The organism is Paenibacillus sp. 01T47 (assembly GCF_056398245.1).
The window spans coordinates 205,957-219,360 of the sequence record NZ_JBFTPA010000007.1 but is presented as its reverse complement, the minus strand read 5'-3'; the positions used below and the strand labels follow the sequence as shown (position 1 = coordinate 219,360).

The following is a 13,404-nucleotide window of genomic DNA, read 5'->3' as shown; positions in this document are numbered from 1 at the left end:
AAGAAGATATCATTGCTCTATTATCTCAGGGTGAAGGTATTGTAAATATCGCTGCAACTTTTTTCCATATGGTTCCGTATAGAGAATGCCATTATTCATACAGATAACTAGGAGGACTTTAATTGTCAAACAAACCGGTTGGTGCGGCTGCTATTATCGTTGATTCTGAAAATCGTGTTCTGCTGGTGAAACATAACTATGGAAAATACAATTGGGAAATACCCGGCGGGTTATCCGAACAAAACGAGTCTGCGCAGGAGACTGCGAGAAGAGAAGTATTAGAAGAAACAGGTCTCGAGGTAACCGTAGATCGCTTAACGGGTGTATACTACGAGCCGCATTATGATATGCACCACTTTGTTTTCATTTGCAAAATCGTAAACAATCAAGCCCCTCAGCCTTGTTATAAAGAAATTACAGCCTGCCAGTACTGCAGTATTGATGATCTGCCTATACCATTGAGTGACTTTACTTATAAACGTATCCAAGATGCTTTGAATCCAGATCAGACGGAGAGCTTCCACACGATAGGGCCGAGACAATGGTTCGAATAATAAAAGGCTATGAAAAAAGTCGGTGCAGGGATTACGCCTGCACCGACTTTTTTTTATATCACATTCGACTACACTCCGCTTGTCCGAGCAATAATTTCATCAATAAAGCATTGTAATGTACTCGTTAAATAGGAATCCTTGCGCCGAATAAAAATTGTCGTAATATCACGATATGGCTCAGGTACACTATGACAGTAAACGGTGCCGTTAGCAGCCAAATCAATAATCGAGGATTCGGGAATAATCGTTATGCCTACCCCCGCTGCGACACTGCCAATAATCGTCCCAAAAGTGCCAAACTCCATAATTTGTTTTGGAATAATGCCCTCTACCTTCATCCAGCTTTCCAGTCTCCCGCGGTAACCGCAGCCTTTGTTGTAGAGCAAGAGCGGTTTTGTCGTAATGTCGTCCATCGAGAACGCATCACCCTTGGTCACCAGCACTAGCTTTTCTTGAATAACCTCTACTTGCTCGATTAAGGGATGCCTTATTGGCCCGGAAACAAAAGCGCCATCCAGCTTCATATCCAGAACTTCTTGCAGCAGCTGATCCGTCACTCCGGCTTTCAGCGATAATTCTACATTCGGATACTTGCTATAATACGAGGATAAAATATGGGGAAGCGCGATAACGGTTTCCACAATTCCGATTTCCAGGACACCGGAAGGATTTGTTTTATTGTGAAAGGTACGCTTCATTTCTTCCATTTTGGACAAGATCTCTTTCGAATGCTCGAGCAGACGTTTGCCCTCCGTATTTAAAATCATTCCGCGCTTATGGCGATAAAATAATGGCGTATCCAGTTCTTTTTCCAGCAGCTTAATTCTTGCTGTTACATTGGATTGCACGTAATTCAGCTCGAGCGCTGCTTTGCTGATACTGCCGTGTGCAGCAACGGTTTGAAAAATTTTCAAATCCTTAAATTCCAAGTGCACCCCTCCACTGCCATTCGATTCAGATGATCTTATATGTTAGATATCATTATAAATGATGATAAACTTTATTTTCAATCGTTTTACTATCGTCTTGCTACCCCCTATCATTGGAAATAGACAATAACTCGGCATAATTTCTATTAGGGAGAGAGACCACTCGTGCTTAAAAAACAAGTCATTATCGGCTCTATACTTTGCCTCGTTGCAAGTATGTCGTGGGGAGCCATGTTTCCTGTAGCCCACGTTGCTTTACAGCAAATTGATCCATTTTATTTCTCGTTTATTCGCTATTTTGTCGTTGCAATCATTCTAAGCGTGCTCTTGCTAGTGAAAGAGGGTAAATCTGCATTCCGCTTAGAGGGCAGAGGTAAATCTCTATTGTTTTATGGGACAATGGCCTTTACAGTCTACAATATGGCCGTATTCCTTGGGCAGCATCTAATGGGGGAATCAGGCACCGTCGCTGCTTCAATAATGGAAGTGCTTATGCCGATGATATCTATTATGGTAATATGGGTCACTAAAAAAACCGCACCCAAAAAATATATGCTTACGAGTGTAGCCATCGCCCTTGCAGGAGCATTACTCGTCATTACGAACGGTAAATTAGCTTTCTTCGTAATGGCTGGTCAACATATGTTCCCACTCCTGCTTATCTTTGCAGGAGTTGTTGGATGGGTGATCTACTCCATGGGCGGTACGCAGTTTAAACAGTGGTCCATACTCCGCTATTCCACGTTAACCTGTTTGCTCGGCAGCGCCGTTTCTTTTGTTATCGTTACACTTGCATCCACATTTGGCGTGCTGCCTGTACCTACTTGGGAAACGATACTTTCAATCAAATATGAAATGTCCTTTATGATTCTATTGCCTGGATTAGCCGCTTTGTTATGCTGGAATGCAGGCATCAAATTATTATCGCCGCTAAATGGCATATTGTTTATTAATTTCGTTCCGATTACTACTTTCGTCATTATGGCTTTTCAAGGCTACCACATTAGCGCTTATGAGTTTTTCGGCACCTTGCTCGTCATCTTCGCGCTTGTTCGAAACAATGTGCAGCAGAGAAAAGCAATGAGCAAAGCTAATCCGAGCACTTATGCTGCTCCGCGTCATCCCAAAGGTCAGGCGGTCAAAGCTACCTCTTAACCAAACTATAAGATAAACAACACCACTCCTGATGGAGTGGTGTTTTCGTTAACTTCGTTATTGTAAAGAGAGCAGATGGATAAACTTGCAGCTTTATCCCGTAATTTTCCTCATCAGCAGTTCAAGAGGCCCTCTTGAAAATCTCTTACGCCAAAGCACACTACATAGGATGCTAAATAAGAAAAAACAAAATGAGTATATAGAGGCGAATATCAACGATTGGTTTTCCAGTCGATTTAGTGCAATGAGAACACCGATACCAATTACCACATGGTTCACATAATGAGTCAACGTTAACTGCCCTGTTTGTACGATAACGTTTATAAACCAGCTTTTATCATATTTTCCAGTCAAGAACAGACATAGAATTAAGAAGGCAATAGCCGAGCCCGCTGCAGATAATATGTACAAAACATTCGGCAGAATCGGACCTGTGCTGAACAAAAACTCAGCACTTTCGCTGCCCATGCTCGGGATGAACAAATAAGTTAGCATTTTTGACAGCAGCTCCATCGTTATCGTGACACTTGCTCCAATGATCAGCAGCTTAATTCGAAGCGCCTTGTTATGAAGATCTATTCTTCCTATCAAGAGTCCGATGATGAAGAAACAAAACCATGGAAATATAGGATGATAGCCATTAAAAAATAAATTGCGAACAAAACCTTCCAACGTCCAAAAATCCACATAATGCATAAACGGTACAGGACCGCCCCATCCTTTAAAGGTATCGAATACAAGCTGAAGGCATTGAGCTGTTATTAATATAGCTGCGCCCAGTCCATACAATATCCTGTCTTTTACCGTAATTAGCACTGCTGCCATGAACAGATAAACACCATAATAATGTAAAATATCGCCTGTCCATTCCATAACATATAGCAGTAATCCGATTACAAACAAGAACAGCGATCTTTTCCAAATCATTTGGCGAACAACCCTAATCTTTGTTATATCGTGACTAGCAACAGCTTTCCGAGACATGAGCGAAATGCCTATGCCAGCAAGTAAAACGAATAAAGCCGAGGCTCGTCCTTGAAATAACGAAGTAACAGTAATCAACCACGCGGGGCCATTATGCTCAGCATTTGTAATAACAATAAAATTTACGATGAGCATGCCGAACAGTGCCCATGCACGGGCAAAATCCAGCCCAATCAATCGTTTACTTACTTCCACTAGCATCACTTCCTTTGAAAACGCCGCTAACAGCCTCTACCCAGATCTGTTTATAATCAATATGCTCAACCAGCATCATAAAGTTGCCAATGTTATCAAGCACTAAGGCAAGCATATGTGCTTTGGCAGCACTCGCCTGATCCGAAATAATTCCAAAATGTTTAGCTTTCTCCATCAGCATCTCAAAGCCGTGCAAATACCCTTTTTGGATCATAAGCAGCTTCTCGTGATAAAAGGGATACCTTGTTGCCATTAACATATATTCCTGCAATACGCGATTATAATAAGGGTCCTTAGCCTGCTCATCAATCATATGGAGTCCGAGCTCAACAAGCTTCTCCTCAAAATTGTCTTTTATAAAAGTATCCGCTTCAAAAAAAGTCGAGAACTGAATCGCACTGCACAAGTCTTCAAAAATTGCCGCTATGAGATCTTCTTTCGATTTAAAGTAATAATAAATGGATGGTTTAGCTATTCCAACCGCTTTGGCAATCATCGAGTAAGTCGTTTTTGTAATGCCCACCTCTGCAAATAGTTGATAGCTCACTTCTTTGATGGATGCCAATGTTTCCTCGCTTTTACTCATTGCAACTCCTCCTGTACCTTGAATTTGATTTAGAATATCACTCTTATTATTATTTTTCAACCTATCGTTAGGTAGAATTCATAAAAATGAATGACCTACTAATCCTTTTTTTATTTATCAAATGTTTTATTTCTAAATATTGACACCACCTATATCGGAGTGATATATTATGGATCGTAATATAAATATGGATATTTATTACACCTATACCCATTCTATCCTAAGTAAAATGACAAGGAGGCACATTTGCTTTGAACAGTCAGGACGTTATTTTAGGCATGCTTATGAGACGATCATTATCCGGTTATGAAATTAAACAATTGTTCGAGGATATTTTCGCTTATTTCTATAGCTCAAGCTATGGAACGATTTATCCGATGCTGCATCGGATGGAAAAAGAGGCTTTGATCACGAAGGAAAATGTGCTGCAAGAGGGCAAACCGAATAAAAATGTGTTCACCATCACAGAGGCTGGTAAAAGCAGATTTTACGAATATCTGCACAGCCCGATGGAAACGGATACGGTCAAATCAGATTTCCTGATGCGGCTTTATTTTGGCCAGCTGGTAGGTAATGACATGGTAGTTATGTGGTTGAAGCAGGCACAAGAGTATACACAGACACAGCTCGATCAGCTGCGCGATAAATACGCCTTGTATAAAAGCACCATGCAGCCTGGACATATCATATGCATTGAAATCGGAATTAAGGAATATAGTGCTAAGCTGGAAGCGATCCAAGAGGGGTTGGATCGTATGGATAAATTAGAAGAGGAAAAGAGGGTTTAGGATGGAAAAATCACGTTCAAACAATAACCTCATCATTCTTGCCATGGCACTAGGGTTATTAATGGCATCTTTGGACAATACGATTGTGGCCTCCTGCATTAACAAGCTCAGTCAGGACTTTAACATTTTCGATAAAGTCAGCTGGGTATTTACCGCCTACATGCTGGCAGCAACAAGCACGATGCTCGTGTTCGGCAAAATGTCCGACCTATTCGGCAGAAAAATGTTTTATATGATTGGTATTGGCATGTTCTTGATCGGCTCCGCCTTATGCGGTATCGCTCAGAGTGCTGATCAGCTCATCTGGTTCCGCGTCATTCAAGGGATTGGCTCCGGCGCCTTGTTCCCAATCAGCTTCACCATTATTTATACGATATTTAAAGATCCGAAGGATGCAGCAAAAATGTCTGGCGTATTCGGTGCGATCTTCGGCCTATCCTCCGTTGCAGGCCCGCAGCTCGGCAGCTTCATTGCTGAACACTTTGGTTGGAGATGGAACTTCTATATCAACATTCCCATCGGTTTGGCATCCATGATTGTTCTGATGATTGCGCTCAAAGAAACACGTTCCGAGAAAAAACCAAAAATCGATTATTTGGGAACCTTGTTTTTGATCATTACTACGGTCTCCTTAATGCTAGCGCTCGAATGGGGCGGCAAAACCTACGCATGGAGCTCCTGGCAGGAAATTAGCTTATTCACGATTTCAGCTGTAATTGGCGCTCTGTTTATTTTTGTCGAGCTGCGTGCTCCTGAACCCGTCCTTCCTCTGAGCATCTTTAAAAATAAGATGGTCTTGGGCACAAGTATTCTTTGCTTCTGTCAGGGCGTCATTATGTTCTCCGCCATTACGTATTTGCCTAGCTTTACGGTAGGGGTGTTAGGACATAGCAACTCAAACGGCGTATTGACGCCTATGATGGCCTCGTTAATCGGGGGTGCTATTCTATTTGGTTTCCTGCAATCCAAATTCGCCTTCCGTACACTCATGCTGTTCACTATGCTAATGACTATTATTGTAGCTACGCTGCTTTCTACAGTTAGCGCTCATGCTTCCAGCGGCTATATGATTGTACTTATGATTCTGCTTGGCTTTGGCGCCGTCGGTCCTCTAATGAGTGTCGCACAGAGCTCGATTGCTGCAAACGTTGATCCTAAATATATGGGCGTCAGCTCATCTATCGTCGGCTTCTGGCGCAACATTGGCGGCATATTGGGTGCATCTATTATGGCGACGATTGTAAATAACAACTTGCATCGATTAATTACGGCAGGTGCAGATAAGGCTGGCATTCCTTCTGACAAAATCAATACTCTAGCCAATCCAGAACTGCTCATGCGAGCAGGCGGTCAGCTAGACCCGCAAATACGCAAGTTTCTGCAAGAGGCGCTGGCAACAGCGATCAATCACGGCTTTATACTCAGCATTTGTGTGGGCAGCATTGGCTTAATCACCGCTATGTTTGTTGGTGCAAGCAGACTCGGAGCTACAAAAAAAACAACGACCAGCGCTACACACATATAGAGGTAAATAGACACGCAACGGTAATCTGCGATGCAAATTACCGTTGCGTGCATCCTTATTCTTTATCCGTAGGTTTATGTATACCGTCTTCATAAAAGTCAAAGATGAGCTGCTTCTTTGTCCCTCTTACCGCGTAGAAAACGTCAGATATTTTCTTCCCTTTTTTTCTCAGTTCGTTTTCCAGCCATTCCTTCGTCAGCCCATTCTCCTTCATTTCTTTTTCCAAAAGTGAACCATCCATAATCAATTCAATTGGAAACTCCTGTTTGTTTAATTGAAGCTTCATGTCCTTTTTCGTGACAAGCTGATACTCGTCTTTTTTTAATACAGACACCATGCCATTATCCTCAAGAACTGCATATTCAACCTCATCCATATTAAAAATCCCATTTTCTCTTAAAGCTTGATCCAAAGAATCCAAAGTATATCTAACCTTCTTCATATTATTCTCAAGAATCTTCCCGCCTTCAATGAGAACGGTTGGGGAGCCTGAAATCCAGCTTCTTAATTTACGGCTCTTTAAGGCAACGACAGATAACAGATAAGACGTAACCGTCATAACCGCGAGTGACAAAGTAATATGCGACCATTTCAATGTTTCATTGAATGCCAAATTGGCTGCAAGTGCCCCTATCGTAATGCCGGTCACAAAATCATGAAATGTCATGTTGGAAATCGTCTGTTTACCCAATATTCTAGCTACTAGTAAAAGCAGTAAAATAGCAACAATCGTACGTATTAAAATATCCATATAGGTATGCATGCTGTGATTCCACCTCTACTCTTATTGTTACCCAAGCGATTTGAAAAAAATCATGGAACAGCGTATCATCTTTAAAGTGAACAGATTAGAGCCCACTTCTAGTGACGATGAAGATACGTCGCTTTTGTATTGTATTTTGCTATATGACTATTTGTATTGGAGCTGAGAATGATGAAAACCGAGATTATAAACAGATTTATCACTTACGCGCAGGTGGACACACAGTCCGATGAAAGCAGCGAAACCTGCCCTTCCACGCCCGGACAACTGACGTTAGCTAATATGCTAGTAGAGGAATTGAAAGCCATCGGCATGCAAGAGGTTACGATGGATGCTAACGGCTATGTCATGGCTACCCTTCCAGCCAATACGGATAAAGAGATCCCAACCATCGGTTTCCTTGCGCATATCGATACAGCAACTGACTTTACTGGCACTAACGTCAAGCCGCAAATTATTGAACAATATGACGGGAACGACATTATCTTAAATGAAGCACAGCGCATCATTATGTCACCGAACGACTTCCCAGAGCTGCACGGCTATAAAGGTCATACGTTGATTACAACAGACGGCACGACACTGCTTGGTGCAGACGATAAAGCAGGCATAACTGAGATCATGACGGCGATGGCTCATCTCATTAATCATCCTGAGTTGAAGCACGGTAAAATAAGAGTAGCCTTTACACCTGATGAAGAAATCGGCCGAGGCCCGCATAAGTTTGATGTACAAGCCTTTGATGCGGTCTATGCCTATACAATGGATGGAGGTCCGCTGGGCGAGCTTCAATACGAAAGCTTTAATGCCGCTGGCGCTGTCATTATATGCAAGGGCAAAAACGTGCATCCCGGAACGGCCAAAGGCAAAATGATCAATGCCGCCAAAATGGCGATGGAGCTTCACGGGAAACTGCCAGCTAACGAAACACCTGAGCAGACAGAAGGCCATGAAGGCTTCTACCACCTGTCATCCATTCAAGGCGACGTCGAGCAAACGGAGCTTCATTATTTGATACGTGATCATGACCGCAACCGATTTAAAGAAAGAAAGCTGGAGCTTACTCGTATCGTAGAGGAACTGAAAGCGAAGTACGGAGAAGAACGTATTGTGCTTGAAGTCAAGGATCAATACTACAATATGAAGGAGAAAATCGAGCCGGTGATCCAAGTCGTAGACATCGCAGAGCAAGCGATGATCAACCTCGGCATTACCCCGCTAATCGAACCGATTCGCGGCGGCACAGACGGCTCGCAGCTTTCCTACATGGGATTGCCGACACCGAATATTTTCACCGGCGGAGAAAATTATCATGGCCGATTTGAATATGTGTCGGTTAACAATATGGTACAAGCCGTCAATACGATTATTGAAATCGTTAAGCTCTACGAACAAAAAGCTTAATGATCGTCATAAACAAATAGGCTGTCGTCCACATGACGACAGCCTGTTTGTTATTGGATGGTTTAGCAAAGCACATCTTCTTCCTGTTCGACGATGTCCATCTCAAGATTATTTAGGCCATTGTCTTCCAATACGGCAGCCTTATTGCCGTATTCTTTAATAATATGGATCTCACCCCATGAGCAAAGGGAGTCCAATATCGATTTTAAGCTCCATCCGTATTCACTGAGCTCATATTCAACCCGCGGCGGGACCTCATTGTAGCTTATTCGATTCACGATGCCATCTTGCTCCAGCTCTCTCAGCTGCTGCGTTAACATCTTTTGTGTAATGGAGGGCATAATACGTTTGAGATCACTCGTTCTTTTTTTGCCATGCGTTAAATGACAAAGGATTACGCATTTCCATTTCCCTCCAATAACCTCGAGGGTCGCTTCCACTGAAATATTGTATTTTTTCTTAATCATAGATATATCCTCCCCAACCGAGCTATCGCCTACTGTTCATGCATTTATTACTTTTTAGTACCTATAGCACTTCAAAGTACGTACTGTTCATTACTGCCTAAACCCATCATAATAGCACTTACCGGCCGGCAATACCATACAAAAGGGGTTATACAAATGGCATTAGATAAAAAAAGAAGTACCCTGGCGCTTCTAGCGTTAGCCATAAGCGCCTTTGCGATTGGGACAACAGAGTTCATCAGTGTAGGGCTGCTCCCGCTTATATCTGAAGACTTGAATATATCGGTTACAACATCGGCACTAACCGTTACGTTGTATGCTCTTGGGGTTACTTTTGGAGCTCCAATATTAACATCTTTAACATCTACGATTCCGAGAAAAACATTATTGTTTTGGATCATGATTGTTTTTATTGCTGGGAACAGCCTTGCGGCATCGGCAAGCGGCGTTGGTATTTTACTTACCGCACGCGTCATCTCGGCACTGGCTCATGGCGTATTTATGTCAATTGGCGCTACCATTGCAGCCGATCTCGTTCCCGAGAACCGCAGAGCTAGCGCGATCGCAATTATGTTCTCAGGACTCACTGTAGCAACCGTTACAGGCGTACCGTTAGGTACTTGGATTGGACAGCATATGGGCTGGCGTGCTGCTTTTGTTGGCATAGTTCTTATTGGCGTTATCGCTTTTATTGCCAATATGGTGTTGATTCCTTCCGATTTGCGCAAAGGAACTCGAACACCGCTGCGCGAGCAGATAAAGCTGGTTACGAATGGACGATTGCTGCTTGCATTCGCGATTACTGCTATTGGGTACGGGGGTACGTTTGTTGTCTTTACTTATTTATCCCCGTTGCTTCACGATATAACCGGATTTAAGGAAAGTACGGTAGCGGCCATTCTTTTGGTATACGGCATCGCCATCGCCATCGGCAATGTCATTGGAGGGAAAGCTGCCAATAAGAAGCCGATTACCGCCTTGTTTTACATGTTTATTTTGCAGGCTGTCATACTCTTTGTTCTTACCTTCACCGCACCGTTTAAAGTGGTTGGCTTAATTACGATTATCTTGATGGGACTGTTTGCATTCATGAACGTACCCGGCTTGCAAGTGCATGTCGTGATGCTCGCTGAACGTTATGCGCCGAAGGCGGTAGATGTCGCTTCGGCTGTCAATATCGCTGCGTTTAACGCAGGTATCGCCATTGGCGCCTATTTGGGCGGTGTCATTACGGACTCGATGGGACTTATTCATACGGCATGGGTTGGCGGATTGATGGTTCTCGGCGCTGTTATTTTAACCGGCTGGGCAAGAGCTTTAGAAAAAAAAGATGAAACAAAACACAGGAGGGCTTCACTGTGATCGCAAAGAATTTACAGGATACAACTACACTTCACAACGGTGTTCAAATGCCTTGGTTTGGTCTTGGCGTCTTTAAAGTTGAGGATGGCGCGGAGCTGGTTGAGTCCGTCAAAGCAGCGATTAAAAATGGTTACCGTAGTATTGATACTGCAGCTATTTATGGCAATGAAACAGGTGTCGGACAAGGCATTCGTGAAGCTATGGCTGAGTATAACGTGACTAGAGAAGAGCTTTTTGTCACATCAAAGGTTTGGAATGCTGATCTCGGATATGAATCTACGCTGGCGGCTTACGAAACTACACTAAATAAACTGGGTTTAGACTATCTTGACCTGTACCTGATTCATTGGCCTGTAGAAGGCAAATTCCAAGAGGCGTGGAGAGCTTTGGAGACCCTTTACAAGGATGGCCGAGTCAAAGCCATTGGCGTAAGCAACTTCCAGATTCATCATTTGGAGACGTTAATGAAAGATGCTGCCGTTAAACCGATGATCAATCAAGTGGAGCTCCATCCGCAGCTAACGCAGAAAGAGTTAATCGACTATTGCAAGCAACAAGACATTCAAATCGAAGCATGGTCTCCGCTTATGCAAGGTCAGCTGTTAGATCATCCCGTTCTTAAGGAGATTGCTGAAAAGCATAACAAATCCATTGCTCAAGTCATTCTGCGCTGGGATTTACAGCATGGCATTGTAACGATTCCGAAGTCAACGAAAGAGCATCGCATCATCGAAAATAGTAATGTATTTGATTTTGAACTATCTGAGAGTGAGCTGTCCCGAATAGACGCTCTGAACCAAAATCTTCGGGTGGGTCCAGATCCCGACAACTTTGATTTTTAATATCATAGCGGAACAATAATAGGGCTGTCCCAAACGCAGATACATCTACGTTTGGGACAGCCCTTATTTAATCGTGCCTTATTGCAGGATAATGATGAATGATATCGAAATGAATGTACGTAAACCATTGCGTAAACCATTGTCTACATATTTTTGGCGAAAATCATTCGAATAAGATTCAAGTGGAGGGTACTATGGCGAACTTAAACTTTCGAGAAGATGGCACATTCAAAATTGTTCAATTTACCGATCTGCACTGGCAAAACGGGCAGCAGGAGGATTTACAAACCTATTCTCTAATGAAGAACGTCCTGCAAGAAGAATCACCGGATTTGGTGATCTTTACCGGTGACGTTATTTATAGTGAGCATTGTACGGATAGACAAGAGTCCTTTAAAAATGCTGTCAAAGCAGCGGAAGAATTTAATATCCCATGGGCAGCTGTATTTGGCAATCATGATACCGAGGTTGGCACCACCAGAGAAGAGCTTATTCGCTTGCAGCAGGAAAGACCGCTCAGCTTAACCGAAATGGGCCCTAGCCTAGGGGATCGTGCGGGAAATTATGTGCTAGAAATTCATTCTAAAAATAATAGCAGCCCCGCTGCCGCATTATATTTACTGGATTCAGGCGAGTATGCCGATCAGCCCGTTGGCGGCTATGCCTGGGTAACTCATAGCCAGATTGGCTGGTATAAGGAGCAATCCGCTCGTTTGACGAAACAAAACAATGATGTGCCACTGCCCTCGCTTGCTTTTTTCCATATCCCTGTGCCCGAATATAACGAGGTATGGAACGAGCATACCTGCTATGGGCAGAAGCATGAAGGCGTAGCGAGTCCAAAAATCAATTCCGGACTTTTCACAGCATTTCTTGAAATGAAAGATGTCCGCGGTACGTTCGTTGGGCATGATCATATCAATGATTACTGGGGTGAGCTTCACGGCATCCGTCTATGTTATGGAAGAGCTACGGGCTATAACACCTATGGAAAAGACGGTTTTCCACGTGGTGCAAGGATCATACAATTGACCGAAGGGGAAGCTGACTTCCAAACATGGCTGAGACTAGATGATGGATCTGTTGTCGTCAATCAGCCAGAACATCTTCCTGAGAATGGTTAATGGCAACCATTAGGATATTAAACTGAAAATTTGTTACTTATGTTCTTTCCATTGGCATTCAGTAAATTTCATTTCTGTGAAAACGGCATTAAATGAAGATTCTTCTGGACTGCAAGCATAAATACCAATCTGAATATTATCTGCTCCTTCAAAAAGGTGTGCAATACGCATTTGCTTATAGTGAATGCCATCATAAGAATTTTCAATACAATAATCGCTTTCACGCCGGCTTAGTCTGTAATACATCAATTTCTTTGTTGCAGTAATATCCGTAGTTGCCCAATCAGAATATCCTAAGTTCGTTACAACACTTCCCAATCTCTGGTATTCTTCATTTTCATATTCAATAGAAGCCTTTATCCAGTTATCACTATTTTGATAGATAATTACGCCACACTGGTCGAAGCGTTGTTTACTGTCAAATTCCGTTTTTACTAAAAACGAAAAATATTTCTCATTGGTTTTCATTAACAAAGCAGGAGCATTATTGTTTTGAAAGCCATAATAGGTTCTTTGCCAAAAATCTGTTCCAGCTTCTGTTTTAATCACAATTTCTCCATCTGTAATCGTATATTCTTTAGGCTCATGTAACCAGAATAAGTGATCTCTTTGAAATGTTACATCCATTTTGATTCCTCCATAATTCTAATTTATCTATTAGCTGAATTAGCAGCAGTATCCTATTTAGGCAAATCGAAATGTAACTAACCTATTTTTCTTATTCGA

Annotated in this window: 14 protein-coding genes; 8 read left to right on the top strand and 6 right to left on the bottom strand. The window is 42.6% G+C overall.

Features of this window, described 5'->3' with window-relative positions; genetic code table 11:
• The first annotated feature begins 122 nt into the window (after positions 1–122).
• Positions 123–554: an NUDIX hydrolase gene (locus tag AC1DOV_RS16785; protein ID WP_477550513.1), complete on the top strand. Its 432-nt coding sequence runs from the start codon at positions 123–125 to the stop codon at positions 552–554.
• 68 nt (positions 555–622) lie between these two features.
• Here AC1DOV_RS16785 and AC1DOV_RS16780 read toward each other — a convergent pair whose 3' ends face one another.
• Complete coding sequence (locus AC1DOV_RS16780) at positions 623–1,483, bottom strand: LysR family transcriptional regulator (RefSeq protein ID WP_477550512.1); 861 nt, start codon at positions 1,481–1,483, stop codon at positions 623–625.
• A 216-nt stretch (positions 1,484–1,699) separates the two neighbouring features.
• Here AC1DOV_RS16780 and AC1DOV_RS16775 point away from each other — a divergent pair, with 216 nt between their 5' ends.
• Positions 1,700–2,638 (top strand): DMT family transporter, encoded by a 939-nt coding sequence (locus AC1DOV_RS16775; RefSeq protein WP_477550585.1) that lies wholly within the window; start codon positions 1,700–1,702, stop codon positions 2,636–2,638.
• A 93-nt stretch (positions 2,639–2,731) separates the two neighbouring features.
• Here the strand turns inward: AC1DOV_RS16775 and AC1DOV_RS16770 are convergent, their stop codons facing one another.
• On the bottom strand, positions 2,732–3,817 hold the full coding sequence (locus AC1DOV_RS16770; RefSeq protein ID WP_477550511.1) for a DUF418 domain-containing protein: 1,086 nt from the start codon (positions 3,815–3,817) through the stop codon (positions 2,732–2,734).
• The gene (locus tag AC1DOV_RS16765) at positions 3,804–4,403 is read right to left on the bottom strand and encodes a TetR/AcrR family transcriptional regulator (RefSeq protein WP_477550510.1); all 600 of its coding nucleotides are present in this window, start codon (positions 4,401–4,403) and stop codon (positions 3,804–3,806) included. Before AC1DOV_RS16765 ends, AC1DOV_RS16770 begins: the two co-directional genes overlap by 14 nt.
• Positions 4,404–4,654: 251 nt before the next feature.
• On the opposite strand from AC1DOV_RS16765, the gene AC1DOV_RS16760 reads away from it, so the two are divergent.
• Complete coding sequence (locus AC1DOV_RS16760) at positions 4,655–5,191, top strand: PadR family transcriptional regulator (RefSeq protein WP_477550509.1); 537 nt, start codon at positions 4,655–4,657, stop codon at positions 5,189–5,191.
• A 1-nt stretch (position 5,192) separates the two neighbouring features.
• On the top strand, positions 5,193–6,716 hold the full coding sequence (locus AC1DOV_RS16755; protein WP_477550508.1) for a DHA2 family efflux MFS transporter permease subunit: 1,524 nt from the start codon (positions 5,193–5,195) through the stop codon (positions 6,714–6,716).
• A gap of 55 nt (positions 6,717–6,771) precedes the next feature.
• Here the strand turns inward: AC1DOV_RS16755 and AC1DOV_RS16750 are convergent, their stop codons facing one another.
• Positions 6,772–7,479 carry a DUF421 domain-containing protein gene (locus AC1DOV_RS16750; protein WP_477509539.1) on the bottom strand — a complete coding sequence of 236 codons (708 nt, stop codon included), beginning with the start codon at positions 7,477–7,479 and terminating at the stop codon, positions 6,772–6,774.
• Positions 7,480–7,650: 171 nt separating this feature from the next.
• Here AC1DOV_RS16750 and pepT point away from each other — a divergent pair, with 171 nt between their 5' ends.
• Entirely contained in the window at positions 7,651–8,883 is a 1,233-nt protein-coding gene (gene pepT / locus AC1DOV_RS16745) for a peptidase T (protein ID WP_477550584.1), read from the top strand.
• A gap of 62 nt (positions 8,884–8,945) precedes the next feature.
• Here the strand turns inward: pepT and AC1DOV_RS16740 are convergent, their stop codons facing one another.
• Positions 8,946–9,350: a winged helix-turn-helix transcriptional regulator gene (locus AC1DOV_RS16740; RefSeq protein WP_339205642.1), complete on the bottom strand. Its 405-nt coding sequence runs from the start codon at positions 9,348–9,350 to the stop codon at positions 8,946–8,948.
• A gap of 156 nt (positions 9,351–9,506) precedes the next feature.
• On the opposite strand from AC1DOV_RS16740, the gene AC1DOV_RS16735 reads away from it, so the two are divergent.
• The 3 genes from AC1DOV_RS16735 to AC1DOV_RS16725 all read left to right on the top strand — a co-directional run bounded on the left by AC1DOV_RS16735 (position 9,507) and on the right by AC1DOV_RS16725 (position 12,678).
• Positions 9,507–10,712 carry an MFS transporter gene (locus tag AC1DOV_RS16735; RefSeq protein WP_477550507.1) on the top strand — a complete coding sequence of 402 codons (1,206 nt, stop codon included), beginning with the start codon at positions 9,507–9,509 and terminating at the stop codon, positions 10,710–10,712.
• A 47-nt stretch (positions 10,713–10,759) separates the two neighbouring features.
• Positions 10,760–11,554 carry an aldo/keto reductase gene (locus AC1DOV_RS16730; RefSeq protein ID WP_477550583.1) on the top strand — a complete coding sequence of 265 codons (795 nt, stop codon included), beginning with the start codon at positions 10,760–10,762 and terminating at the stop codon, positions 11,552–11,554.
• A 194-nt stretch (positions 11,555–11,748) separates the two neighbouring features.
• Positions 11,749–12,678 (top strand): metallophosphoesterase family protein, encoded by a 930-nt coding sequence (locus tag AC1DOV_RS16725; protein ID WP_477550506.1) that lies wholly within the window; start codon positions 11,749–11,751, stop codon positions 12,676–12,678.
• A 33-nt stretch (positions 12,679–12,711) separates the two neighbouring features.
• Here AC1DOV_RS16725 and AC1DOV_RS16720 read toward each other — a convergent pair whose 3' ends face one another.
• Complete coding sequence (locus AC1DOV_RS16720) at positions 12,712–13,305, bottom strand: DUF1349 domain-containing protein (protein WP_477550505.1); 594 nt, start codon at positions 13,303–13,305, stop codon at positions 12,712–12,714.
• Positions 13,306–13,404: the final 99 nt, after the last annotated feature.